21 protein-coding genes and 1 riboswitch are annotated in these 23,963 nt (G+C 59.4%); of the genes, 6 read left to right on the forward strand and 15 right to left on the reverse strand.

The window, feature by feature from the left end:
• Positions 1–10 precede the first annotated feature (10 nt).
• Positions 11–769, forward strand: a complete 759-nt coding sequence (locus LG31_RS0101450; RefSeq protein WP_033112731.1) for a phosphoadenylyl-sulfate reductase — start codon at positions 11–13, stop codon at positions 767–769.
• A 56-nt stretch (positions 770–825) separates the two neighbouring features.
• On the opposite strand, the gene folA is transcribed toward LG31_RS0101450, so the two are convergent.
• The 4 genes from folA to LG31_RS0101470 form a co-directional block, all read right to left on the reverse strand.
• Positions 826–1,317, reverse strand: a complete 492-nt coding sequence (folA, locus tag LG31_RS0101455) for a type 3 dihydrofolate reductase (protein ID WP_033112732.1) — start codon at positions 1,315–1,317, stop codon at positions 826–828.
• Positions 1,318–1,335: 18 nt separating this feature from the next.
• Positions 1,336–1,803 (reverse strand): threonine/serine exporter family protein, encoded by a 468-nt coding sequence (locus LG31_RS0101460; protein ID WP_033112733.1) that lies wholly within the window; start codon positions 1,801–1,803, stop codon positions 1,336–1,338.
• Entirely contained in the window at positions 1,800–2,597 is a 798-nt protein-coding gene (locus LG31_RS0101465) for a threonine/serine exporter family protein (protein ID WP_042029862.1), read from the reverse strand. The genes LG31_RS0101460 and LG31_RS0101465 overlap by 4 nt, the downstream gene beginning before the upstream one ends.
• A 233-nt stretch (positions 2,598–2,830) precedes the next feature.
• Positions 2,831–3,166, reverse strand: a complete 336-nt coding sequence (locus LG31_RS0101470; protein ID WP_033112734.1) for a DUF3135 domain-containing protein — start codon at positions 3,164–3,166, stop codon at positions 2,831–2,833.
• Positions 3,167–3,568: 402 nt separating this feature from the next.
• Here LG31_RS0101470 and mog point away from each other — a divergent pair, with 402 nt between their 5' ends.
• A complete protein-coding gene (gene mog, locus LG31_RS0101475; RefSeq protein ID WP_033112735.1) occupies positions 3,569–4,099 on the forward strand; it encodes a molybdopterin adenylyltransferase in 531 nt (176 codons plus the stop codon).
• An 89-nt stretch (positions 4,100–4,188) separates the two neighbouring features.
• On the opposite strand, the gene LG31_RS0101480 is transcribed toward mog, so the two are convergent.
• From LG31_RS0101480 to trmB, 6 genes are all read right to left on the reverse strand, one after another.
• Positions 4,189–4,590: a DUF2541 family protein gene (locus tag LG31_RS0101480; protein ID WP_033112736.1), complete on the reverse strand. Its 402-nt coding sequence runs from the start codon at positions 4,588–4,590 to the stop codon at positions 4,189–4,191.
• Between the two features lie 173 nt (positions 4,591–4,763).
• Complete coding sequence (locus LG31_RS0101485) at positions 4,764–4,973, reverse strand: YgdI/YgdR family lipoprotein (protein WP_033112737.1); 210 nt, start codon at positions 4,971–4,973, stop codon at positions 4,764–4,766.
• 201 nt (positions 4,974–5,174) lie between these two features.
• The gene (locus LG31_RS0101490) at positions 5,175–6,467 is read right to left on the reverse strand and encodes a sulfurtransferase (RefSeq protein WP_033112738.1); all 1,293 of its coding nucleotides are present in this window, start codon (positions 6,465–6,467) and stop codon (positions 5,175–5,177) included.
• 29 nt (positions 6,468–6,496) lie between these two features.
• Positions 6,497–7,417, reverse strand: a complete 921-nt coding sequence (gene glsB, locus LG31_RS0101495; protein ID WP_033112739.1) for a glutaminase B — start codon at positions 7,415–7,417, stop codon at positions 6,497–6,499.
• Between the two features lie 131 nt (positions 7,418–7,548).
• A complete protein-coding gene (locus LG31_RS0101500; protein ID WP_033112740.1) occupies positions 7,549–7,881 on the reverse strand; it encodes a YggL family protein in 333 nt (110 codons plus the stop codon).
• Positions 7,882–7,929: 48 nt separating this feature from the next.
• On the reverse strand, positions 7,930–8,643 hold the full coding sequence (gene trmB, locus LG31_RS0101505) for a tRNA (guanosine(46)-N7)-methyltransferase TrmB (RefSeq protein WP_033112741.1): 714 nt from the start codon (positions 8,641–8,643) through the stop codon (positions 7,930–7,932).
• Positions 8,644–8,993: 350 nt separating this feature from the next.
• Here trmB and LG31_RS0101510 point away from each other — a divergent pair, with 350 nt between their 5' ends.
• The gene (locus LG31_RS0101510) at positions 8,994–10,175 is read left to right on the forward strand and encodes an aminotransferase-like domain-containing protein (protein ID WP_033112742.1); all 1,182 of its coding nucleotides are present in this window, start codon (positions 8,994–8,996) and stop codon (positions 10,173–10,175) included.
• 73 nt (positions 10,176–10,248) lie between these two features.
• Here LG31_RS0101510 and LG31_RS0101515 read toward each other — a convergent pair whose 3' ends face one another.
• A complete protein-coding gene (locus LG31_RS0101515) occupies positions 10,249–11,778 on the reverse strand; it encodes an EAL domain-containing protein (protein WP_033112743.1) in 1,530 nt (509 codons plus the stop codon).
• Between the two features lie 266 nt (positions 11,779–12,044).
• Between LG31_RS0101515 and LG31_RS0101520 the strand changes: the two genes are divergently transcribed.
• Positions 12,045–12,950 (forward strand): TIGR01777 family oxidoreductase, encoded by a 906-nt coding sequence (locus LG31_RS0101520; RefSeq protein ID WP_033112744.1) that lies wholly within the window; start codon positions 12,045–12,047, stop codon positions 12,948–12,950.
• A 91-nt stretch (positions 12,951–13,041) separates the two neighbouring features.
• On the opposite strand, the gene LG31_RS0101525 is transcribed toward LG31_RS0101520, so the two are convergent.
• Positions 13,042–15,489, reverse strand: coding sequence for an ABC transporter permease (locus LG31_RS0101525; protein ID WP_033112745.1), 2,448 nt, complete (start codon positions 15,487–15,489; stop codon positions 13,042–13,044).
• A 36-nt stretch (positions 15,490–15,525) separates the two neighbouring features.
• The gene (locus tag LG31_RS0101530) at positions 15,526–16,221 is read right to left on the reverse strand and encodes an ABC transporter ATP-binding protein (protein ID WP_033112746.1); all 696 of its coding nucleotides are present in this window, start codon (positions 16,219–16,221) and stop codon (positions 15,526–15,528) included.
• Positions 16,222–16,277: 56 nt separating this feature from the next.
• On the opposite strand from LG31_RS0101530, the gene LG31_RS0101535 reads away from it, so the two are divergent.
• The gene (locus tag LG31_RS0101535; RefSeq protein ID WP_033112747.1) at positions 16,278–16,889 is read left to right on the forward strand and encodes an arylesterase; all 612 of its coding nucleotides are present in this window, start codon (positions 16,278–16,280) and stop codon (positions 16,887–16,889) included.
• Positions 16,890–16,978: 89 nt separating this feature from the next.
• Here LG31_RS0101535 and LG31_RS0101540 read toward each other — a convergent pair whose 3' ends face one another.
• Positions 16,979–17,923: a chemotaxis protein CheV gene (locus LG31_RS0101540; protein ID WP_033112748.1), complete on the reverse strand. Its 945-nt coding sequence runs from the start codon at positions 17,921–17,923 to the stop codon at positions 16,979–16,981.
• A 140-nt stretch (positions 17,924–18,063) separates the two neighbouring features.
• A complete protein-coding gene (locus LG31_RS0101545) occupies positions 18,064–21,090 on the reverse strand; it encodes a glycosyl hydrolase family 18 protein (RefSeq protein ID WP_050513378.1) in 3,027 nt (1,008 codons plus the stop codon).
• A 116-nt stretch (positions 21,091–21,206) separates the two neighbouring features.
• Positions 21,207–21,295: riboswitch (cyclic di-GMP riboswitch) on the reverse strand.
• A gap of 295 nt (positions 21,296–21,590) precedes the next feature.
• Between LG31_RS0101545 and LG31_RS0101550 the strand changes: the two genes are divergently transcribed.
• The gene (locus LG31_RS0101550; protein ID WP_033112749.1) at positions 21,591–23,777 is read left to right on the forward strand and encodes an ExeM/NucH family extracellular endonuclease; all 2,187 of its coding nucleotides are present in this window, start codon (positions 21,591–21,593) and stop codon (positions 23,775–23,777) included.
• Positions 23,778–23,963: the final 186 nt, after the last annotated feature.

A 23,963-nucleotide genomic window follows, 5' to 3' on the forward strand; every position in this document is an offset into this window, starting at 1 on the left:
GGGGGATATCATGACTCTCGATCTCGACCACCTGCTGACCCTGACCCGGGACGAACAGGTTGAGGCACTGGCTCCCCATAACCGGGAGCTGGAGCAGATGAGTGCCGCCGAGCGGGTGCGCTGGGCGCTGGCCAACCTGCCGGGTGGCCATATCCTGTCGTCAAGCTTTGGCATTCAGGCGGCGCTGATGCTGCATCTGGTGAGCCGCGAGCAACCGAAGATTCCGGTGGTGCTGACCGATACCGGCTATCTCTTCCCCGAGACTTACCGCTTTATCGACGAGCTGACCGAACGTCTTGGGCTCAACCTGCAAACCTACCGGGCGGTGCTCACCCCCGCCTGGCAGGAGGCACGTTATGGCAAGCTGTGGGAGCAGGGAGTGGAAGGGATCACCCGCTACAACCAGCTCAACAAGGTCGAACCCATGGAGCGCGCCCTGCAGGAGCTGGGTGCCCGCACCTGGTTCTCGGGGCTGCGCCGCGAGCAATCGGGCAGCCGTCAGGGATTGCCGGTGCTGGCCATCCAGCGCGGCCGCTTCAAGTTCCTGCCGGTGATCGACTGGAGCAACAAGGACATCTTCTACTACTTCAAGGAGTTCGACCTCCCCTACCACCCGCTGTGGGAGCAGGGCTACCTCTCGGTGGGCGATGTCCATACCACCACCAAGTGGGAACCGGGCATGAGCGAGGAGCAGACCCGCTTCTTCGGCCTCAAGCGCGAGTGCGGCCTGCACGAAGAGAACGGTGAAAACGGCGGATCGGGCATCTGATCCCCCATAACAACAAGGGCACCAGAAGGTGCCCTTGTTGTTTGTGCTATAAGACGTTACTTGCGCAGCCAGGTTTCGAAACTGTAGGGGTGCGGATTCTTCTCGTCGGCCTGGTGAGCTTCACGCTCGACACACTGCCACTGCTCATTCTCAAAAGCCGGGAAGCGGGTATCCCCCTCCACCTCCAGCTCGATGCGGGTCAGATAGAGGCAATCCGCCTTGGGCAGCAGCTCGGCATAGAGGTGCCCTCCCCCGATCACCATCACTTCTGCCACCTCGTTGTCGGCCAGCAGCGCCAGCGCCGCTTCGACGGAGCCCACCACCTCGATACCTTCTGCCTGATAGTCAGGGTTGTGGCTGATCACCAGATTGCGCCGTCCGGGCAGCGGACGACCGATGGATTCAAAGGTCTTGCGTCCCATCAATACCGGTTTGCCAAGGGTGACCCGCTTGAAGTGGGCCAGATCGGCCGGCATGTGCCAGGGCATCTGGTTGTCCTTGCCGATCACCCGATCGTGGGCCATGGCGGCAATCATGGAAATCTTCATTGGGCTTCTCACCATCCGTCAGATTATGGGGCGGTTACGGTACACGACCAGGGAGGGGATCGCCAAACCGAAACTGAGGGCTCCCACGATAAAAAGCGCCTTGAGGCCATTCTCCACCGCGCTCTGGAGCAGGTTCATGGTCACACCGTTGATGTTGAGTTCCACCACAGCGATCATGGTCTTGAAGGCGTAGCTGCCGGGGATCATCGGGATGATGGAGGCGACACTGAACACCGGGCGCGGTGCCAACAGGCGGCGCGACCAGTAGACGCAGACAAAGCCCACGGTGGTGGATGCCGTCAGGGTCGCCCATTCGATGGGCATGCCGTAGTGGATAAGCAGAGTCCGCAGACTGTGGGCCAGCGCGCCGCCCATGGCGCAGTACTTCAGCATTCGCGGCGGCACGTTGAACAACATGGCAAACCCGACTGCCGGAATGGCCGACCAGAAGGCATCCTTGGCCAGTAGCCAGAGCAGATCAATCATACCTTCCACCCCCAGATCCCGGTCACCGACATGGCGAGAATAATGCCGATAGCAGCGCTGATGGTGAGCAGGGTCGCCGTGCCCCAACGCGCCAGCCCCATGTTGAAGTAGCCCTTCACCATGTCGGAGACGGCGTTGATGAGCGGAAAACCCGGCACCAGCAGCAGCACGCTGGCAGCCATGGCGAGATAGGGCTGACTGCCCCAGCCAAAAAAGGTGGCGCTGGAGGCGAGCAGGGTGGCGATAAAGCCGGTCACGGCAAAGTTGATAAGCGGACTGTGGTGGTGGCGGGCCATCAGCTGGCGCACCCGCATCGCGATCGCAGCAGAGAGGCAGGTCACCACGAAGATGGGCCAGTCACCGCCAAACAGCAGGCTGAAAGCACCACAGGAGAGCCCTACCATGGGCACCACCAGCCAAGGGTGGTAATGAAAAGGGACTATAGCTTCGAGTCGCAGGCGCACTTCACGGGCCCCGATCAGCTCTTTCTCTGCCATGATGCAGATGCGCTGGATCTCGCACACCACCTGCATGTTGATACCGTGTTCGCGCACCCGCCTAGTGGTAGTGACGCAACTGCCCTGATAGAGGCTGGTGAGCACGATGGCACTGGAGGAGATGGCCATCTCGACGCTCTCCAGCCCCAGTGCCATACCAAGGCGTACCGTGGTCTGCTCGATGATCCGGCTCTCGGCACCAAACTGGGCCAGCATCTGCCCCACCTTGACGATAATGCGGGTGATCTCTGTCTGTTGCTCCCGCGACAGCACCCGTCTTGGTGTGATACTTCTCATAATCCCTTCGAGTCGTAGCAATAAATTTTGGCCATATTAACTTAACTTTTATCGCTATTCATCCACCCTTATCACAACTCCCTGAATAATCTATTTTGGCGCAATAAAATAAAACCTCATCACAACTTCATCACCAGCAACATAAAAACTCATAACAAATAAAAAGGGAGTGGCAGGTTCTTATTTTGCCACTCTCCATCAAATCAAACTTCACCGTTAAATATAGCGCCAGATTATTTGGGCCGTTTATAGTCGATCAGCCGGATTATTTTACCACTGCCATCGTTTTCAGGCGGAGGTATCTCCTCCTCGCGAAATTGTCGCATTTCACTGCCCATCAAATAAAAGGAGTCCCGCATCATATTGGCAATGCGGATACAGCTGTCGAGGTTGTTTTTTGCCAACCTGCGCTGACCGTCAATCTTGAACTGGAGCCCGCGCAAACGGCGCTGCCGATCGGGGCTAGTCCGAGCCATCAGCAGTTCAATCTGCTGCTCCAGAATGGCATCCAGCCGGGAGGGTTCACTCGCAGCCAGTTCTTTCAGGGTGTCAAAATCAGGCAACTCCATATGCCCTCCCAGGCAACGCCAACGGGCAGCACAGCCTGTGCTGCATCCTTATCTCGCACTTATCCCGCGCTCATCTCTTTCTCTGTATACGATGCCGATATAAAGGGTTCAATCCACCAGATGCATATCGTCAGGGTATTATAGGTATTGGCTGGTTTTATCTATTTTAATTGCGTTAAGGATCAAACGATTACTTTTATTATCCGGCCCACCTGTCACTTATAAAATTTTGTCTGATGTAATTCGTTTTTTATGGCCAATTAATAAATTTTTGCTCGATATTTTGCTTCATTCGACGCTGGATAATCGTAGTCCGGAGGGCTCAGATTTTCTGGCGGTTTAACTTATCTCACTGATTATGTTATTTTAATTACCACTTTTTCGGATATCCAAGAGCAGACCATGAGCAAGGCAAAAATCGGTATCGTGACCGTCAGCGATCGCGCCAGTGCTGGCATCTACGAAGACCTCTCCGGCAAGGCCATCATCGACACCCTGAACGCCTATCTGACCTCGGAATGGGAGCCCGTCTATGAGGTGATCCCCGATGAGCAGGATCAGATTGAAGCGACCCTGATCCGGCTGGCGGACGAGGAGCAGTGCTGCCTCATCGTCACCACTGGCGGCACCGGCCCGGCCAAACGGGACGTCACCCCGGAAGCGACCGAAGCGGTGTGTGACCGCATGATGCCGGGCTTTGGCGAGCTGATGCGGGCCGAATCCCTCAAGTTTGTGCCGACCGCCATTCTGTCGCGCCAGACAGCGGGCCTGCGCGACGATACCCTGATCGTCAACCTGCCGGGTAAGCCCAAGTCGATCCGCGAGTGCCTGGATGCGGTCTTCCCCGCCATTCCCTACTGCATCGACCTGATGGAAGGGCCCTATCTCGAGTGCGATGAAAGCGTCATCAAGCCATTTCGGCCGAAGAAATAATTCACTCCAGAAAAGACCATAGAAAATAGTGGCGAGCATTGCTCGCCACTATTTTTTATCCGGTTTTTCACACCGATAAACCGCTTCGATTATTTACGGCCAAATACTTTCACGCCGGCCTTGCTGCGCTCGGAATTACCGTACACTTCGATTTTCTTTACACAGCGGCGTGAGCCAAGGGATTTCCAGCCAGTCTCGGTGTCACCGCGCATATCCTGATCGAAATAGATCGTCTTGGTGCGATCACCGCCATATGTGACGACGACTCGATCCAGGGTCAAATCTCGCTCTGCCTTCACCTTGATATATTTGGTCTGGCGGCAAATCACCATGGGAATGGTGGCACCATGATCACCGGCCCCTAGCAAAATAGTGCGGCCGAGGGTGAATTGATCTTCACCGGCATGGCTGGCAGTAGCGACAACCAGCAGAACAGTTCCCAGCAGGGCACGAACGGAAAAACGGGAACGCCAGAGAGCGAGCAGGGACATAACACCTCCAATAAAAAATGGAGCGTTATGATAGTGAAACAACCATAACGGAAGCTGTACCTCGCGGCCAAAAGCAGCGAATTGATGGTAATTTGCTGCGAATGTCGGCAATTTGCATGGATTTAAAAACAACAAGGGCTGCCACTGGCAGCCCTTGTCATCTCATGGCAGGCTCAACGCTCCATGATCTGGGTGACGTCATCCTTTTTGATCATCACTTCGCGCCCTTCGGTATCGTAGTAGCGATACATGCCGGTGCTCTCGTCCAGCTTGGGTTTGCTATCGGTGGTGATCATCTTGCCATCCTTGGTACTCATGATGTACTGGGAGCTGCATGCCACCAGCCCCAGTGCACAGATCAGGATCATCATCAGTTGTTTCATCGCCGCTTTTGCCTCCCTCTGCACCCTCACCATGAGGATGATGAGTGAAGCCTAGCTCAACATCCTGGCCCCGTTTGCATCGATGTTGGCAACGGGATCCGCGTCAAAAATCAGTGAGTTAGCCTTTATGACAGCGATGAATCAGGCACCGGAATAAAAAAGGCCGGACAACTGTCCGGCCTGTTCTGCGGAGTGTATCCGTTACTTGGCAGGCTTGCGCTCGCCGGTCACAGTCGGGTTCTTGGGATCGGAACTCCACTCGTACCAGCCGCCGTCGTAGACGCTGATCCGCTTCCAGTCCATCAGCCAGGCGTAGAAGAAGGCTTCGGAGGCACGCCAGCCGGTACCGCAGTAGAAAGCGGCCTGCTGGGTCGGCTCGATGTTCCACTCATCCCACATGGCGAGGATCTCGCGGGCCGGCTTCATGGTGCCGTCCGGGTTATGGAAGTCGCTCATGCTGTTGGCATCGACACCACCATGACCCCACTTGGCCCCCGGGATATCACCCTTTGGCTTGATGTAGCTGTAGCCGGAGGTGTTGCCGACAAACTCGTCCCAGGTACGCACGCTGACCAGCGCGCTATCGGGCTGCTTGAGCAAGGTCTTGGCCTGATCCAAAGTGGTGTAGTACTCGGGGTGAGCGGGAATGGCCACGCCAAAATCCTTCACCGGCTCATATTTGTTGGGCAGACCGGTTTCGGTGCGCAGGTGCTGGATAAACCAGGCATCCAGGCCGCCGTCCAGCAGGCGGACATCTTCAACGCCGGCATACATCATCAGGTGAGCGGCACGGGCAGCGGCCATGGTGTTGCGACCGTAGAGGATCACGGTGGTGTCGTGACGGATACCATTTTCCAGCAGCAGCTTTTTAAGCGCCTCGTCAGAGACCTTGTTCCACAGCGGCTCCTCTTCCAGACGGTTGGTATCGATATAACCCGCCCCCGGAATGTGGCTGAGCAGATAGGCCTTGGGTGAACCCCAATCCACCTCAAACAGCTTCCAGTCACCCTTGGGCGCTGCGGCTACCGGCCGGCCTTCCTGCAGGTCGAGCAACCAGCGTGGGTAGACCAGTTGCTGCCAGCGAGCCAGGTGTTCGCGCGGGGCGCTTTGCCAGCCCTGCAGCTCGAACAACTGCTTGATGCCCTGCATGCGCAGCATGCGCGCCACTTCGGCCACTTCGCGCGGTGCACCATACAGTGCGACCGGGCGGTCGGCTTTCAGCCCCTTGGTAGCAAGGGCGGCAGGCCAATCCGCATCGCGGTATTTCCACTCGGCGGAGAGGCTCTCGGCGCCGGCCACATGGCCCCCCTGCTTCTCGCCCTCCATGGGCCACCCCTGATAGAAGTAGCTGGCGCGAGTATCCAGGATGACCGCCTGTTTGGCCTTGGCGTCAGCCAGCGAAAGCGGTGGCAATTCGGCTGCAAAGGTGGGCAGGGCACACCAGAGCAGCAAGGTCGCCAGCGCGGCCTGCAAGAAGCGAAGATGTCGTTTCATGGTGATTTCTCGATTCATAGTGAACAAGGTTAAAAAATGGAGCGGCCCAGACGCTCGGCCAATAACTCCAGCGCTGCCGTCCCTGCCAGCGAATTGCCCGCTTTGTTAAGCTCGGGCGACCAGACACAGACGCACAATTCTCCCGGGATCAGGGCCACGATACCACCGCCGACCCCGGACTTGCCCGGCATGCCAACCCGGTAGGCAAAATCTCCCGCCTCGTCATAGAGACCGCAGGTCGCGAGCAGGGCGTTGACCTGCTTGGTAGTGCGCGCCGGCAGCAGCGGGGTAGTCTCGCCAAGCGGCAAGCCTCGGTTGGCCAGATAGATAAAGGTTCTCGCCAGATCAACGCAACTCATGCGGATGGCGCAGGCATTGAAATAGCTCTGCAACACCTTGTCCACTTCGTTTTCGAAGTTGCCATAGGCCTTCATCAGATAGGCGATGGCGGCGTTGCGGGCCGAGTGCTGATATTCGGAGCGGGCGACGACCTGATCCGCCATGATGGCCGGATTGCCGGAGAGGCGGCGAGCCAGCTCCAGAGTACGCTGACGCGGTGCAGTGAGGCGGGTCTCCAGCAGATCGTTGACCACCAGAGCGCCGGCATTGATAAAGGGGTTGCGGGGTATCCCCTGCTCGAACTCGAGCTGAACCAGCGAGTTGAAGGGTTGGCCTGAGGGCTCTTTGCCGACCCGGGCCCAGATCTCCTCCTCCTGATAGAGGGTGAGTGCCAGCGTCAGGCTCAGGGCCTTGGAGATACTCTGGATGGAGAAGGGTTCGAAGGCATCACCGGCAGTGAACAGCTCCCCCTCCACGGTACAGACCGCAATGCCCAGCCGGTCGGCCGGCACCTGCGCCAGCGCAGGAATATAGTCGGCCACCTTGCCGTGCCCCAGCAGCGGGCGCACCTCTTCCAGAATGCTGGCCAGTAATTCGGATGACAACACCATAAGCAATTCCATGACTAATGCGGGTGTGGAGATCCCATCCCCACTGACAAAAATCCCGCCAGTGGCGGGATTTGTCTATCTGACTGCGGCAGGCAGTCGACACCGGCTCGCCTGCCACAGCGAGTCTGGTATCAGGCGGGTTCGCCGTACCAGAGGTCGAACAGTTCGGTGACCACGACAGCTTCCATCCCCTTGCCTTCCAGCCAGGATTTGACGGCGGCACGGTCTTCTTCGCTGCACTTGCCCAGCTGCTGGGTGCAGATCATCCCTTCCCAGGCCAGGTGGCCGGAACCGGCGAAAGCCAGTTTGCGGGGCTCGATCACTTCATCGATCATCGCATCGACTACGGCATCGATGGTCTCTTCGGCAGTGCCGACCGGGAAGTTGAAACTGATGTCGAAACCCATTTCCTGGAATTCATCGACGCGCAGTTTCTTGCGCAGGCGGCGGCTACGATTGGCCATGATAGCTCCTCAAGTTAGTTGATACGCTAGGTGTGTTGACGTGCCAGCTCAGCTGACACGCTTGAAAATCAGATCCCAAACCCCGTGCCCCAGACGATGGCCACGTTGCTCGAATTTGGTCAGCGGGCGCCAGTCAGGGCGCGGCACCCAGTTGCCGGTGGCAGAGGTGTTCTCGTAACCCTCGGCTACGCTCATCACTTCCAGCATGTGCTCGGCATAGTTTTCCCAGTCGGTCGCCATGTGGAATACGCCACCGATGGCCAGCTTCTGGCGAATGTCCTGGGCAAACGCAGGCTGCACGATGCGGCGCTTGTGGTGACGGCTCTTGTGCCAGGGATCCGGGAAGAAGAGCTGCAGGCAGGAGAGTGAACCGTTCGGGATCATGTGCTCCAGCACCTCGACCGCATCGTGGCAGATCACCTTCAGATTGGTGACACCCGCTTCCTGAGCGGTACCCAGACAGGCGCCCACGCCCGGGGAGTGCACTTCGATGCCGATGAAGTTCTTCTCGGGGGCATTCCTGGCCATCTCGACCAGAGAGGCGCCCATACCAAAGCCGATCTCCAGCACCACAGGTGCTTCACGGCCAAACAGTGCGACCAAATCGAGTTGCTTTGGCTCGAAATCGATGCCCATGACCGGCCAGAGCTCTTCCAGGGCCTTCTCCTGCCCTTTGGTCAGGCGGCCTTCGCGACGGACAAAGCTGCGGATCTTGCGCATGAACTTGCCGTCTTCGTTAAATACATCTTGGGTCACAGGCATAATGGTCTCGTTATTTCATCAATCCGGGTAATACATCTGGTGTCCGATCCCGCCGGGGGATCGCTTGCGGCCCGCTATTTCATCGCACCGCAAAAACAGGGGAGCGAATTATCCCAAGATGGGCCCAAGGCGCAAGTGTTTCGAGCAACAAATATTCCAGCCAGCAGCTCCCCCGCCCCCTCACTGGCATCACTACTCCGACTAACCGCCCAATATAATCCGCAGTAGAGTCAATCCAGCCCTTTTTTAGCGATTTTTGTGACAATCATTGCCTCATTTCTGAAATCTGATACAAACGGATAACCTGGCGGTCGAATGGAGCGACCGCCCACATGCCGAGAGAATTGCCTATGCAGCCGTTTTTTGCCCAGCGCTTCGAGAAGGTCGAGCCTTCCTTTATCCGTGAAATCCTCAAAGTTGCCGCCAATCCGGAGATCATCTCCTTCGCCGGCGGCCTGCCCAATCCTCACCTGTTTCCGGTCAAGGCCATCGATCAGGCTTGTCAGGATGTGCTGCGCGAACAGGGGGCTGCCGCCCTGCAATATGCGGCGACCGAAGGGTATGCGCCGCTGCGCCAGTACATTGCCGACCGCTATCTGGCCCGCCACGGCATGCAGGTCAATCCGGACAACATCCTCATTACCAGTGGCTCCCAGCAGGCGCTGGATCTGCTGGGCAAGGTGCTGATCGACGAGGGTCAGGATCTCATCATCGAAGAGCCGGGTTATCTGGGCGCCATTCAGGCCTTCTCTGTCTATCAACCGAATTTCAAGCCAATCACCCTCGGCGAAGCCGGGCTGGATCTGGCGGCGCTGGATGCGCTGCTGGCAAGCGACTCCAATGCCAAGTTGCTCTACGGCGTCCCCAACTTCCAGAACCCGAGTGGCGTCTCCTACAGCCGTGCCAACCGCGAGGCGCTGGCTGAGCGACTGGTGCGCCACGAGCTCCTGATGGTGGAAGATGATCCCTACGGCGAGCTGCGCTTCGAGGGAGAACATCTGCCCCCGATTGCCAAGCTGGCGCCCAACAATACCGTGCTGCTCGGCTCCTTCTCCAAAACCGTGGTGCCCGCCTTCCGTCTGGGCTGGATGCTGGTGCCGGAGTGGCTGCGCAAGAAGGTGACCATCGCCAAACAGGCGACCGACCTGCACAGCAACGCCTTCAGCCAGCAGGTGCTGCACCGCTTCCTGATGGATAACTCCCTTGACGCCCATCTGGAGAAGATCAAGGAAGTCTATGGCCGTCAGCGCGCCGCCATGGAAGCCGCCCTGACCCGTCACTGCCCGCCCGGTGTCAGCTACACCCGACCGGAAGGGGGCATGTTCCTCTGGTTGACCCTGCCGGCTCATATCAGCGCCATGGCCCTGTTTGACGAGGCGATCAAGGAGAAGGTAGCCTTCGTGCCGGGCGCCCCCTTCTATGTGCGCCCCGAAATTCAGAACACCCTGCGTCTGAGCTTCTCCTGCGTCGATGAAGCGACCATTGAGGAGGGGGTCAAGCGGTTAGCTCGCGCCCTCCAGCGGATGCTCTGACCCAAGCCACCGCACTGAAACAAAAAACCAGCGAACAGTTCGCTGGTTTTTTTATGCCTTCACTTAACCACAATCAGCCAAACAGGCTCTTGCAAAACTGCGCCATCGGCATGGGGCGACCATAGAGATACCCTTGCAGATAGTCGACATGGCGATCCCGCAGGTAGTCCGCCTGCGACTGCTTCTCGACCCCCTCCGCGATCAGGATCAATTCAAGCCGTTTCGCCAGATCAATCACGTTCTCGACGATATGGCTGGAGAGAGCATCCGTGCCAATCATCTCCACAAAGCTCCGGTCAATCTTGATGGCATCGACCTGAAACTGTTGCAGATAGGTCAGACTGGAGTGGCCGGTGCCAAAGTCATCGATAGAGATCAACACGCCCAGCTTGCGCAATTCGGCAAACATCCGTGCGGTTGTCTCATCGGCCACCAGCAACTCCCGCTCCGTCAGCTCCAGCCCCAAATCAACGGGATTCTCCTTGAAGGCGTCGAGAAACGCCTTGCAGTCAGCCAACAGGTCGAGATCCTGAAAGTGTTTGGCACTGATATTGAAGCAAAAATGAAACTTTGCTGGCAGCTTTCCGGCATAAGGGGAGAAGTGGTCACGCACCTCGGCCATCAACAGGCTGGTCATCGGAACAATCAGCCCGCTATCTTCCGCCAGCGGGATAAAGCGATCCGGCGGAATCATCCCCTGTTTGGGGTGCTGCCAGCGCATCAGCACCTCACAGCCACGCCACTGCTCGTCATCACCTGAGACCACCGGCTGCAGGTAGGGGATAAACTCCTCATCGATCAACGCCCGCTTGAGCTCCTCCGCTGGTGAGCTGCTACGCCCCATCAGCCGGAATGTCCCCACGCCAACCAGCAACCCCAGCAGAGGGTAGAGCAGGATGTGGCCCCAGGAGTGGCGCCAGGCGTGCTCAAGATAATCCTCTCGTGTCACCCGGGTCGCCACCTGATAGGGATAGCGGCTCGAAGAGAAGGCCAGATATCCCGGCTCAGTTGCAGGTGGTCCCCCTGCGACTTGCCCGCTACCAAACATGGCACGGGTGCCGACGATAAGGGCCATCGGCGAGTTCTTGCTGGAGATATCGAGGATATTGCGCAGGTAGTAACCATCGACACCAACCAGCACACTCCCCTCACCAGCGGAATGACGAAATATCAGTAAAGGGTGATCCGGGGTAACCACATTGCCTTTGAGCAACTGCAAACGGCCCGCAACATAGCTGTTTGCGTCGAACACCCCGTCGTAATCGCCATAAAGGGAGGAGCAGTAGATACGGCTGCCGATCGCCAGATTGACGGAACGGACATCGGGGACGATAGCCGCCTGTTCTCGCAGCAGTTGCGCCGTATCCCTGCAGGGTTTACCCAGCATGTTCTCTACATTGATCGCAGCCTGACGGGCATGATCCACGGTCCGGTCAAACAGGGTCAGCGAATATTGCAACCGCTGCTGGGCATCCTTGTTCACTTCCGACATGGTTTGCCAGGCCACTGTCAGCTCCCCCAGTACCAGTAACGCACCACCCGCGAGCAGGGCAGCAAAAAGCCTTGCACGCAGCTTGCTTGTTTTCAGACGATGAAATGGCATGGCTTACTCTTCGTATACAGGAGGTAGCTACCGAGGTAGCGGATGGCAGCTTGGGCCTTGGCCACAAGCAGTAGCAATGATAACGATTCAGTAACAGCCTCTCACATCACAAAAATCCATCAACAGAGGCCAAGGATTAAATGTATTGCCCGGCTGTCGGGAAAAGGCTCATCCATCTTGCTCCACCAGCCCGAGGTTGGCACGCCGCTTGTCCATCGGGATCAGGGCCATTAGAGTAGAACAAACGACCGCAGGAGCGCGCAGCAATGAAGATTCTGATTACCGGAGGAACCGGTTTTATTGGCCGCCGGCTGGTGGCCCATCTCAAGGTCAACCACGACGTGGTCGTCCTGAGCCGACAAGGCAGTCGCGCCTACTCCCTGCTTGGCCACGATGTCCAGATCATCGATAGCCTCGACAGCCTAGATGATCTCAACGATGTGGATGCAGTGATCAATCTGGCAGGCGAACCCATAGCCGCAGGCCGCTGGAGCGAGCAGCGCAAGCAACTGCTCTGCGACAGCCGCTGGCTGCTGACCGAGCAGCTGGTCGACCTTATCAAGCTATCCACAACGCCCCCCAGGGTGCTGATCAACGCCTCCGCCATCGGCTGGTATGGCAGGCAGGGGGCAGAGCCCCTCGACGAGCAGTGCCGCTCACTCCATCAGGAGTTCACCCACCAGCTCTGTCAGCAGTGGGAAACGCTGGCGCAGGAAGCTGGCAGCAAACAGACCCGGGTCTGCATCGTGCGGATCGGGCTGGTGCTCGGCATGGATGGCGGCGCCCTGCCCAAAATGCTGCCCCCCTATCGCCTCGGTCTTGGCGGCCCAATGGGCAGTGGCAATCAGATGATGAGCTGGATCCATGTGCAGGATCTGGTGCGCGCCATGCTGTTTCTGCTGGAGCACGAGGAGTGCAACGGTATCTTCAACGGCACGGCGCCTCATCCTGTCAGCAACCGGGAGTTCAGCCAGACCCTGGCTCGCACCCTCCATCGCCCGCACCTCTTCTTCGTCCCGGCGCCGCTGCTGCAACTGGTGATGGGAGAGGCTGCCGACCTGCTGCTGACCGGGCAAAACGTACTGCCCGCGCATCTGCAACAGGCCGGCTTCCACTTTACCTACCCGCAGCTGCCGCAGGCACTGACCGATCTGTTGCGAGAGACTCGCTAACACCTCCCCTAACCACCACAGGCCACACAACAATCAGCCCGACCACTGGTCGGGCTGATTCTCTCCAGCACCTGCGCTCTCGAGGGCCTGATTACAACAATCCCTGACCCAGACCACGCAGCCGATCACTGAGGGTGCCCGCCAGCAGCTGGCGCCGCATTCCCTGTCCGGCCAGGGTGACCAGCAGCGCCCCCAGGGTTGGCAACCCGAGCCAGATGCGCCAGTGAAACTGCCACTGACCATCAAACCACCAGAACTGCAGAGCCAAGGCACACAACTCCACCACCATGGCGGCGCAAAGCCCGGCCAACAGGCCGCTCGCCACCAGCTCCCAGCGCAGCATCTTGCCAAGCAGCGCGCTGCCAGCCCCAAGAGTGCGCATCAGCAGCAGTTCGCGCCGCCGCTGGGCCATGCTGGCCTGAGTCTGAGTCAGCAGTACCAGCAGCGCCGCCACCGTCACCAGTCCCAGCATCAAGGCTAATGCACGGCTCACCTGCTCCGAAACCCGGGTCAGCCGAACGATGAGATCATCGACATCAATCAGGCTCACCGTCGGATGGTGGCGGATCAGCCCCACCTCGGCGGCACGCCCCTCTGGCGGCAGCCGGTAGCTGCCGATCCAGGTGCGGGAGAAGGAGGCCAGCAGATCGGGAGAGAAGATCATGTAGAAGTTGGGCCGCATGTTGTCCCACTTGATGCTGCGCAGACTGGTGACCCGGGCCCCGAAGCTGCGCCCCTCGATGGTAAAGGCGAGCATGTCCCCCAACTTGATATCGAGTCGTTTGGCCAGTTCGCAGTCGACCGATACCTCACCGGGGCCGGAGAGCCATTTCCCTGCCACCAGCTTGTTGTCGGCCGGCAGGGTCGCCGTGGTAGTAAAGTTGAGCTCCCGATCGACCCCTTCGCGACCACTGCGACCCCCTTCCCCCACCGCATCACCGGCGATATGGGTCAGGCGCCCGCGCACCATGGGATAGAAGTCGGAGGTAACGGCGCCAACTCCCGCCAGTTCGCTCAGGATCCCTTCCCGCTCGTTCTCGGCCACATTGACCAGAAAACGGTTGGGGGCATCGGCCGGCAAACGGGCGGAGAACTCCTCCAGCAGATCGATGCGAACCGCCCAGAGCAAGCCAAACAGCATCAGCGCCAGCGCAAAACCTGCCAGTTGAAACAGACCGCTGCGCCGCTCGCGCGACAGGTGGGCCAGCGCCAGCCGCAGGGCGTGCGGACCGCTCACCCGCGCCCCCAGTCGCAACATCAGGGAGGCCAGCAGAGCCAGCAGCCCCATCAGCAGGCACATTCCGCCCACCAGACCAAAGGCCAATCGAACATCGGCGGTGAAGCCCCACACCAGCGCAAACAGGCCGAGCAGACCGACCGGCAGCGCCAGCCAGGGGGGAATCCCCGCCTCCAGCTCGCGGCGCAACACCCGCAGCGGCGGCACTTTCAACAGGCGCAGGAAGGGGATAAAGGCAAGCAGCAGGGTGATAAAGAGGGCAACCGCCACACCCAGCGCAAAGGGGCGCCAGGAGGGGGGCGGCAGATCCGGGGGCAGCAACTCGCCCAGCAGTTGCAGGGTGAACCACTGCATGATGGTGCCCGCCACCAGCCCCAGCAGGGCGCCGATCAGGGTCAGTGATAGCAACAGCCCGCTCATCAGTTGCCACAGACTGGTGCGCGATGCCCCCAACGTCTTGAGCAGGGCCACCATATTGGTCTGGCGCTCGGCAAAGTGACGTACCGCTATACCCATCGCCAGCGCGCCCAGCAACACGCCGCAGAGTGACGCCAGCCTGAAGAAGCGCTCGGCATTGACCAGCGAGCGGCCCACCTGGGATTCACTGTCATCGGGGGTGATCCACTTCTGCCCCGCCTGCAGCTGAGGAACCAGCCAGCGTTCATAGCGGGCAAGCGCCTCTCGCGACCCTTTGAAGAGATAGCGCCACTGCTGACGACTGCCCGGCAGCAGGGCGCCGGTCGCCTCGATGTCGGCACTGTGGATCAGCGCCCGCGGCGCCAGCAGGAAGGGGCTGAAGCCCTGATCGGGTTCCTCGCCAAGCAGACCTGCCACCTTGAGCACCGTATTGCCCACCTCCAGCTCATCCCCCACCTTGGCCGTCAGCAACTGCATTACCCGGGCGGAGAGCCAGATTTCACCGGGGGCAGGAGTCCGTGCCGGGGTCAGCTCCAGCTTGCCATAGAAGGGAAAGCCGTCGGGTACCGCCCGAATGGAGGCGAGCTGGAGCGCATCGCCGTGAAACAGCATGCTGTTGAAACTGACCGTGGTCTGCAGCGCCAGGCCATCTTTTTGCGCCTGCTGCAACCAGCTATCCGGGACCGCAGTGGCGGTGCGTAGCACCCGATCCGCCCCGATAAAGTCACGGCCAGATGCCTTGAGCCCCGCCTCCAGCCGATCTGCCACCAGCGCCACGCTGAGCACACAGGCCACACTCAGGGCCAGCGCCAGCACAAACCAGCGCAGCTCGCCGCTCCATCCTTCCCGGCGCAGTAGTCGCCATCCCAATCGCCACTGCATCATCCCTGACCACCTCCGCTCACTCGCCAGCCTTTTACGTTACACCACAGCATGACTCACCTCGCGCTCCAGCCTGCCTGCAGTCATCACCAGCTGACGCTGGCACCGGCTGGCCAGTTCACGGTCATGGGTCACTACCACCAGGGTGGTGCCGTGCTTGCGGTTGAGCTCAAACAGCAGCTCAATCACCTTCTCACCGGTCTTGCTGTCGAGGTTGCCGGTCGGTTCGTCCGCCAGCAGCAGGCTGGGCCGGGTCATGAAGGCGCGGGCAATGGCCACCCGCTGCTGCTCGCCGCCGGAAAGGCGTGGCGGCAGATGGTGCAGACGTTCGCCAAGCCCTACCGCCGCCAGCAGTTCACGGGCTCTTGGCTCGCAGTCACGCTCACCGCGCAGCTCGGCGGGAAGCATCACGTTCTCGAGCGCCGTCATGGTCGGGAGCAGCAGGAATGACTGGAAGACAAAGCCGATCTGCTCGGCGCGCAATCTGGCCCGCCCCTCCTCATCCAGCTCGCCGAGTGACTTGCCGAGAATTTCGATGGAACCAAGACTCGGCAGATCGAGCCCGGCCAGCAATCCGAGCAAAGTAGACTTGCCTGACCCGGAGGCGCCGACCAGTGCCACCGTCTCGCCGCTATTGACTTGCAGATCGATCCCTTCAAGGATGGTGAGGCTTTCCTGGCCGAGGCTGACCGATTTGCCGAGGCCCTTGACGACAATAATGGGGGTTGAACTCATGCTCGATATCCTTTGTCCCAATCCCTTGATGGCAATCCATAGCGGGAGTTGAATTGATGGTGCGTATTCTGTTTGCCTTGTTCGTTGGCCTCGGCAGCCTACTCTCGTCGGTTCAGGCCCAGACTCTGCTGGTGCTCGGCGACAGCCTGAGCGCCGGTTATCAGATGCAGGAAAAGCAGAGCTGGCCTGCCCTGCTTGAACAAAAATGGCAGAACGAGGGCGGCGAGCACACCCTCATCAATGCCAGCGTCAGCGGTGAGACCTCCCAGGGCGGACTGGCGCGCCTGCCCGCCCTGCTGGAGCAGCATCAGCCGGACTGGCTGCTGATCGAGCTGGGGGGCAACGACGGCCTGCGCGGCTTTGCCCCTGCCATTACCCGCCAGAATCTGGCCAGCATGATTGCCCTTGCCAAAGAGAAGCAGATTCAGGTCGCACTGACCCAGATCCAGCTGCCCCGCAACTACGGTGCCCGCTATCTGCGCCAGTTCGAGCAGATCTTTCCGGAACTCGCCGAGGCCAACAAGCTGCCCCTGCTCCCCTTCTTCATGGATGATATTGCGCTGCGCCCTGAACTTATGATGAACGATGGTATTCACCCTACCCCGGCTGCGCAGCCGCAGATCCGCGACAAGGTGGCCCGCTTCATGGAACCGTTGATGAACCGCTGACACTTCGGCAATCGCTGTATATATACGACGACAGATAAGCAAACATCCCGCCGAGGCGGGATGTTTTTCATTGCAAGCGGTGTGGCTGGTTACTTTTCCAGTACCTGACGCAGCCGCTCCTGCGCCACGCCGACCAGCAGGTCGGGCTGGAATTTGGAGATAAAGCGGTCACACCCCACCTTCTTGACCATGGCTTCGTTGAAGTTGCCGCTCAGGGAGGTGTTGAGGGTGATAAAGAGATCGGCCATGCGCGGATCGCTGCGCACTTCGTGGGTCAGGCGGTAACCATCCATCTCCGGCATCTCAGCATCGGTGATCATCAACAGGATCTCGTTGGTGACCTTCTTGCCGGCATCGCACCACCCCTTGAGCAGGGTCAGCGCCTGCAAGCCATCCTGACACTCGATAACCTCGAGCCCCAGCTGCCCCAGCGTCTCGCGCACCTGATTGCGAGCAGTGCTGGAGTCATCGACGATAAGCACCTTGCGGCCATGCATCTCGGGCAGAATATCCCGATCCAGCACCTCTTCGGAGATGCTGATGTCGTAGGTAATGATCTCCGCCAGCACCTTCTCCACGTCGATGATCTCGACAATCTGATCCACACCGTCTTCCGGGATGCGGGTAATGGCGGTGAGGTAGTTGGCGCGCCCGGCCGAGCGCGGCGGCGGCAGGATATCCTTCCAGGTCATGTTGACGATGTTGGCTACCTGCCCCACCAGAAAGCCCTGAATGGTGCGGTTGTATTCGGTGATGATGAGGTTGGATTCGCTGTCGACCGGCATGGGACGCATACCGATGGCGCTGCGCAGATTGATCACCGGGATCGAGGTGCCGCGGATATTGGCCACCCCGCTGATATTGTGGTGAGAGCCCGGCATCTTGTTGAGGTGCGGCAGCTTGACCACTTCTCGTACCTTGAAGACGTTGATGGCAAACATCTGGCGGGTGCCGAGACGGAACATCAACAACTCCAGGCGGTTTTCCCCTACCAACTGGGTTCGTTGATCAACTGAATCCAATATACTCGCCATATGCTGACATCCATCTGATTATTAATCGACTTCTATTATAGAGGCTGCCTGCCAGGAAAGGCAGACGCATTTTCAACCAGATCGACCATGCAGATAAAAAAAGTGAGGCCTAAGCCTCACTTATCTCCTTGATTTAAAAATCAATAACTGCAGACAGACTTCCAGCTGCCATCGGTGACCTTGGGTTCACTGCTGGTCCACCAGTTGGCCTGCCACACCACCTTGTTGTGGGTGATGCGATCGCCTGCGTTGGCATGATCCCCTTGCGGCCAGGTCGGATAAGCCTTGTAGGCTGCCGGATTGATGTTCTGGCTGCTGCAGGTCGCACCGCCCTCACCACCGCCCGAACCCAGTACGGCCTCCGGCAGGGTCGGGAACTCGGCCTTGAGACCCGCGGTCTGGCTGCCGCTGATGATGCGGATACCGCTTGGCACACCGGCGGCCGGCAGATAGTAGGTCATCGCCACTTCCACATCGGTACCCGGCGTCCAGGCTTTCCAGGTCGGCAGTGTCAGAGCCACCTTGTGGAAATCCTTCTCGTTGGCAATGCCATCGGAGTTCTGGTTGCCGCCGCTCTCAACCACTTTCAGCCCCATACCGCTCTGGTCGGTGATGGTGTCAGAGGTGGAAGTAGGCACCAGGAACTCAATGCGGGCCCCGCCCGGAATGGTCTGGGTCGAGTTGTTGGTGAGCTTCAGGGTCGGGTTGATCGGATAGTTGGAATCACCCTCCTTGAAGCCGGAGAGGCTCACCGCGATGTCGAGCTGGGCCGCCGGAGCCGCCAGATCGTTCTGCTTGGTGTTGTACTTGGTCGCCTTGGCAAACTTGTCGTAGGCGAGCGTGGTCAGGGTATCCCCCATGCCGTACTCTTTTTTCACCGGATCGTAGGCGTAGTCACCCGCCATCTCCCAGAACATCACGCCACCCAGACCACGATTGACGATGTAGTCGAGCTTGTGACCCATGGACTCCTCATCCTCGGTGGAGAGAAACACCTTCTTCTCTTCGTTCCACAGCCAAGGGGCATGGGCCTTGTCGTCGTAGTAACGGACATACTTGCCCTGCATCACGTGGGCAGGATTATTGGGATCCAGACCCCAGGCCTGACCGTAGCTCGGCATGCTGGTGATCCCCAAATCGGCTGCGTGCTCCAGGTTCTTGGCATGCCACATGGGGACGGCGCCACCGCCGATCTCCTTGCCGTTCTTGTCCAGATCGTGCCAGATGTTGTCGATGCCGACCGCACCGTTACCGCACGGAATAGTGCCGCCACCGGTACCCGGCTGACAATCGCTCTGGCTCGGCAGTGCTGCCTTGCCACCCAGACCGTGAGTGCCACCGCTGACCCCCTGCCAACCACGGGTGTAGTAAGGCACGCCCACGTTGATCTTGCCGGCCGCCAATGCGCCACGGAAGTAGTGGGCAGACCAAGCCGCGTTGAGGTAGCCGATACCGCCAAACTGACTCTGGGTATAAACGCCCCAGTGGGCAAGTTCGGCATCCGCCTTGTTGTCAAACAGGGCGGCGTTGTGACCGACAAAGTGGTTCCAGGCACCGTGGAAGTCGTAGGTCATCAGGTTGACGTAGTCGAGGTACTGGGTGACCTGGAAGTTCTCCATGCCGCGCAGCAGATAAGCCGAGGCTGGCGAGGCGATGGTCAGCATGTACTTGCGGCCATCCTCGCTGCCCGCCGTATCCAGCTTGCTGCGCAGGGTCTGCATCATCACCTTGTAGTTGGCAAACAGCTTGCCGCGGCACTGGTTGGAGAGCGGGAAGTCGTTGGGGTTGCCCGCATCCTTCATGGAGGTGGGGTATTCGTAGTCGATATCGACCCCGTCAAAACCGTACTGACGGATAAAGCTCACCGCCGAGCTGGCAAGCGCATTGATGCCGTCGGTATTGACCGAACAATCGCCCTTGGTGGTGGCGGTGTAGAAGCCGCGCGTATCGGCCCAGCCCCCGACCGAGATCAGGGTCTTCACGTCCGGATACTGCTTCTTGAACTTCGACAGCAGGTTGAAGTGGCCTTTGTAGGCGAACTCCGGATCCATCTCGGCACCCGGCACGCCATCCCAGGTCATCTTGGTCGCCGAGTCATCCACCTTGATGGTGTGGCTCTGCTCATCCACCGCCGCGAAGGCGTAGTTGATGTGGGTGATCTTGCTCCAGGGGATATCGCTCACCAGATAGGCGGGCAGGCCATTCTTGCCGGTGCGCCAGGAGGTGAAGTAGCCGATGACCCGGCGAGCATGGTCATCACCCATGCACTCGTAGCCATCCGGGCGGTAGATCTGGCGGATATCGCAGGAGAGGTTGCCGCCGGACGGCGGCAGTGCGGCCTCCTCGACAGTGACGCTCACTGCCGCCGACTCGCCGCTCAGATTGGTCTTGTCAGTAGCGACCAGCTTGAGGGCGGCACTGCCCTTGGCATCGGGCGTCCAGTTGACTTGCCAGGGGGCAGCATTGTCTTCCCCTACCTTCTTGCCATCGACAAACAGCTCGACTTTGGCAACATCGTTGTTGGCATCAGTGACGTTGCCGCTCACCGCCACGCTGCGACCCAGCGTTACCTTGGCACCACTGGCCGGGCTGCTGATGCTCACCTTGGGCGCCTCTGGTGCTACCACGGCGGCAACGTTAAAGCTCGAATCCGCCTCGCTCAGTACCTTGCCATCCTTATCCAGCGCCCGCGCTTTCAGGGCGTGCGCCCCAACGCCTGCGGCACTCCAGCTGGCGCCCCAGGGCGAGGCGCTGGCCGTGGCCGCGAGTTTGCCGTCGATAAGGTATTCCACCCGGGCCAGCGCAGTGACCGGGCCACTCAGGGTCACCGCCAGCGCCACGCTGGCCCCTTCGTTGAAGCTGGCACCGGCAGCCGGCGAGCTGACGGCCACACCGAGCGCCGGTGGCGGTACTTCGCCGCCGTAGAGCTTCCAGGCATCCGCCCAGACCACCCCGACACCGGGTTCATAGTGATAGGGTGATGCCCCGCACCAGCCCGAGTAGGGGAACTCTTTGCATTCATAGAGGGCGCCGGCATTGCTGACGATGTCACCGGCTTTGTAGGCGGTACCGGCCTTGTAGGCAGGATAGGCTGCCTGCGCCCAGGCGGGCATGGCAGCGATGGCCACCAGCACGGCAAGCCGGCTGGGCCTCAGGAACTGTTGCATATTGTTATCTTCCTTGTTTTGTCTTGGCATTGGTGACCAAGGCAAAGCACAAGCGCAACCTGCGTGAAGGGAGGGAGACTACCGGCCATGGACTTGCCGCACACTGCCTCTTCACCCAGGGAAACCCCGCTATCTGGATCATTATCTGATCGAAAGACCGGAGGTATTGCGTCCCGGCATTTCAACCGGTTTGCCCTTTACCTGGGTTCCGTGAGGAACAAACCGAGTATAGAAAGCATGCAGCCGAGTCTCAATCTTCATTCTCGGAGAAAAATATGTGGTTGCCAGCAGGATCACACTTTCCCACCACGACAGCCGTTAAGTATTTTGTCAGTAATTTCAGAGTGTTAGCCAGGTCAAAAAACACCAACGCGAGCTCATTTGTATCCCTATAATGTGCGTTGGCTCACTGGTGTGACATGCCAGAAATGTGACAATGCGCGCCCTTGGTCAACGACCAGGACTATGGAAACACTGGCAAAAATAAAAAAGGAACTCTTATGAAAGGTACTCGTACCCTGCTGTCGCTGGCCGTGGGGCTGGCCCTCGCTGCCCCCGGCGCCCACGCCGCTTTCGTCTGCCCCGCCGATCCGGCGCAACTAACCCCGATCTCGACCATTCAGGGAACAGGATCAGGGAGCCCATTTGCGACCGACACGGTGACCGATAAAAACGGCAACATCACGGGAAAAATCAGTCCGGGTACCTTCATGGTACGCGGTGTCGTCACCACCCTCGGCCAGAGCCTGACCAAAGGCTTCTATCTGACTGATCCGGCGGGAGATGGCAACCCGGCCACCTCGGATGGCATCTTCGTTTATCTCAATGACAGCAAACTTGCGGCCAACTACCCGGCCCTCAAACCGGGGGCTGAAGTCTGCCTCGAAGCCAGGGTCGAGGAGTACTACGGCGGCACCCAGCTCAAACCCACCTTCGAGGCCAACAAGGCCCGCCTGCAGGTCACAGCGCAGGGGATGACGGTGCCAACCAGCGTATTGCAGGTCAATGAAGGGGAAACGCTGGCGCAGGCGCTCAATCGCCACGAAGGGATGCGGGTACGGCTCGACAGTAGCAGCGATCTCCACCTGACCCGCAACTACGGTTTCGACTACAAGGTTTATCGCAACAACGTCGAGCTCTCCCACAAGGCGCCGCTGCTCAAGCCGACCCAGATCCATGTTGCCAGCAGTCCGGCAGCGGTCGCTCTGGCCGCCAAAAATGGCAACAACCGGCTGGTGGTCGAGTCTGATTACAAGGCGCCGGATGGCGTACTGCCCTGGTTCCCGGGCTGGGATGCCGATCAGGGCTATTTGCGTATCGGTGATCAACTGACCGGGCTGGAGGGGGTCATCGTCTACAACAAGGATGCCTTCCGTCTGGTGGTACCCAGCGATGTCACCCTGAGCGCCGGCGCCCTGCTGCGTACACCGGAAGATGACCGCCAGCTGGCCCCCGCCCGGGCCCGTGGCAGCAATCTGCGGATCGGCAGCTTCAACGTGCTCAACTACTTCACCAGCCACTCCAGCATTGGCGGCGCGCTCAACGTGCTGTGCAAAGATCAGGCGGATGCCGACAGCGCCAAGGGGTGCAACCGCGGCGCCAAGAGCCAGGCTGATTTCGAGAAGCAGCGCACCAAGATCGTCAACGCCATCACCGAGATGGATGCCGATCTGCTCGGCCTGATGGAGATGGAGAACAACGGCTTTGGCGACAACTCCGCCATCAACAATCTGGTGACCCGCCTCAACGAGCAGCAGAAGGATGCGAGCAAACGCTACGCCTATATCCGGCTGCCAGCACGCCTTCTCACCAACGAGAGATTCTTCGGTGGCGACGCCATCATGGTGGCCATGATCTATCGCCCGGCCCTGCTCACCCCGGCCAGCGAGGCAAACGTCATCCGCATGCCGGAGCAGCGCTATACCACGGGTGGCGTGGCCAAAACCGCCGGCCAGCGCGATTCTCTGGTGCAGAGCTTTACCGTCGCGGGCAGCAAAAATCCGCTGACGCTGGTGGTCAACCACCTCAAGTCCAAGGGCTCGGGCTGCTATGAAAATGGCGATGGCAAGACAGAACCGGCCGACCTGCAGGGCAAGTGTACCGAGTTCCGCGTGAGCGCGGCCAAGGTGCTGGGTGAAGCCGTCAGCAAGCTGCCGGGACAGGTGCTGCTGGTGGGTGACTTCAACTCCTACGCCAAGGAAGATCCAATCCGGGTGCTGACCGATTACAACCCTGCTGCCAGCGAGCGCAAGATTGTTTCGGCCTCCCATACCTTTATCGGTGATCAGACCTATGAACAGCTCGGTCGCGAAGTGACTCGCAGCTATGGCCTGATCGATCTCAACGTCAAGTTCAACAAGGAGAAAGCCATCTCCTACAGCTATGACAGCGAACTCGGTACCCTCGACTATGCCCTTGCCAATCCGGCGCTGGCGAGCAAAGTGGTAAATGTGGCCGACTGGCACATCAACTCCTTCGAGAGCAACCTGTTCGAGTACGGCAACCAGTACACCGGCCCCCTGCTGAAATCGGACAATCCGTTCAGCGCCTCCGACCACGACCCCATCATCGTCGATCTGAAAATGAAGGGTCATTCCGGCAAACCGGACCACGGCTCCAGTGGCGGTGGTGCACTGGGGCTCGGCCTGCTGGCCCTGCTGCCGCTGGCCTGGCGCCGTCGGCGCTAACCGGCAACCCGCTTGAAAGTAGCCAAAAGCCCGCGATACCCGCGGGCTTTGCTGTTTTGGCCATTTGATTTGCAAATGAAAGGCTGGAAAGTATGGGGAAAATAAATACCTGAGAAAACAAAAAGGCCACCGCAATGCGGTGGCCTTTTCTACTTTCTTTACGAAAGATGGTGGAGCTACGCGGGA

This window comes from Aeromonas lacus (genome assembly GCF_000764665.1).
Taxonomy (GTDB): Bacteria; Pseudomonadota; Gammaproteobacteria; order Enterobacterales; family Aeromonadaceae; genus Aeromonas; species Aeromonas lacus.

Excerpts from the sequence above, each read along its gene's own strand:
- LG31_RS0101450 (WP_033112731.1), top strand. The coding sequence starts at position 11 with ATGACTCTCGATCTCGACCACCTGCTGACCCTGACCCGGGACGAACAG.
- folA (WP_033112732.1), bottom strand. The coding sequence starts at position 1,317 with ATGAAGATTTCCATGATTGCCGCCATGGCCCACGATCGGGTGATCGGC.
- LG31_RS0101460 (WP_033112733.1), bottom strand. The coding sequence starts at position 1,803 with ATGATTGATCTGCTCTGGCTACTGGCCAAGGATGCCTTCTGGTCGGCC.
- LG31_RS0101465 (WP_042029862.1), bottom strand. The coding sequence starts at position 2,597 with ATGAGAAGTATCACACCAAGACGGGTGCTGTCGCGGGAGCAACAGACA.
- LG31_RS0101470 (WP_033112734.1), bottom strand. The coding sequence starts at position 3,166 with ATGGAGTTGCCTGATTTTGACACCCTGAAAGAACTGGCTGCGAGTGAA.
- mog (WP_033112735.1), top strand. The coding sequence starts at position 3,569 with ATGAGCAAGGCAAAAATCGGTATCGTGACCGTCAGCGATCGCGCCAGT.
- LG31_RS0101480 (WP_033112736.1), bottom strand. The coding sequence starts at position 4,590 with ATGTCCCTGCTCGCTCTCTGGCGTTCCCGTTTTTCCGTTCGTGCCCTG.
- LG31_RS0101485 (WP_033112737.1), bottom strand. The coding sequence starts at position 4,973 with ATGAAACAACTGATGATGATCCTGATCTGTGCACTGGGGCTGGTGGCA.
- LG31_RS0101490 (WP_033112738.1), bottom strand. The coding sequence starts at position 6,467 with ATGAAACGACATCTTCGCTTCTTGCAGGCCGCGCTGGCGACCTTGCTG.
- glsB (WP_033112739.1), bottom strand. The coding sequence starts at position 7,417 with ATGGTGTTGTCATCCGAATTACTGGCCAGCATTCTGGAAGAGGTGCGC.
- LG31_RS0101500 (WP_033112740.1), bottom strand. The coding sequence starts at position 7,881 with ATGGCCAATCGTAGCCGCCGCCTGCGCAAGAAACTGCGCGTCGATGAA.
- trmB (WP_033112741.1), bottom strand. The coding sequence starts at position 8,643 with ATGCCTGTGACCCAAGATGTATTTAACGAAGACGGCAAGTTCATGCGC.
- LG31_RS0101510 (WP_033112742.1), top strand. The coding sequence starts at position 8,994 with ATGCAGCCGTTTTTTGCCCAGCGCTTCGAGAAGGTCGAGCCTTCCTTT.
- LG31_RS0101515 (WP_033112743.1), bottom strand. The coding sequence starts at position 11,778 with ATGCCATTTCATCGTCTGAAAACAAGCAAGCTGCGTGCAAGGCTTTTT.
- LG31_RS0101520 (WP_033112744.1), top strand. The coding sequence starts at position 12,045 with ATGAAGATTCTGATTACCGGAGGAACCGGTTTTATTGGCCGCCGGCTG.
- LG31_RS0101525 (WP_033112745.1), bottom strand. The coding sequence starts at position 15,489 with ATGATGCAGTGGCGATTGGGATGGCGACTACTGCGCCGGGAAGGATGG.
- LG31_RS0101530 (WP_033112746.1), bottom strand. The coding sequence starts at position 16,221 with ATGAGTTCAACCCCCATTATTGTCGTCAAGGGCCTCGGCAAATCGGTC.
- LG31_RS0101535 (WP_033112747.1), top strand. The coding sequence starts at position 16,278 with ATGGTGCGTATTCTGTTTGCCTTGTTCGTTGGCCTCGGCAGCCTACTC.
- LG31_RS0101540 (WP_033112748.1), bottom strand. The coding sequence starts at position 17,923 with ATGGCGAGTATATTGGATTCAGTTGATCAACGAACCCAGTTGGTAGGG.
- LG31_RS0101545 (WP_050513378.1), bottom strand. The coding sequence starts at position 21,090 with ATGCAACAGTTCCTGAGGCCCAGCCGGCTTGCCGTGCTGGTGGCCATC.
- LG31_RS0101550 (WP_033112749.1), top strand. The coding sequence starts at position 21,591 with ATGAAAGGTACTCGTACCCTGCTGTCGCTGGCCGTGGGGCTGGCCCTC.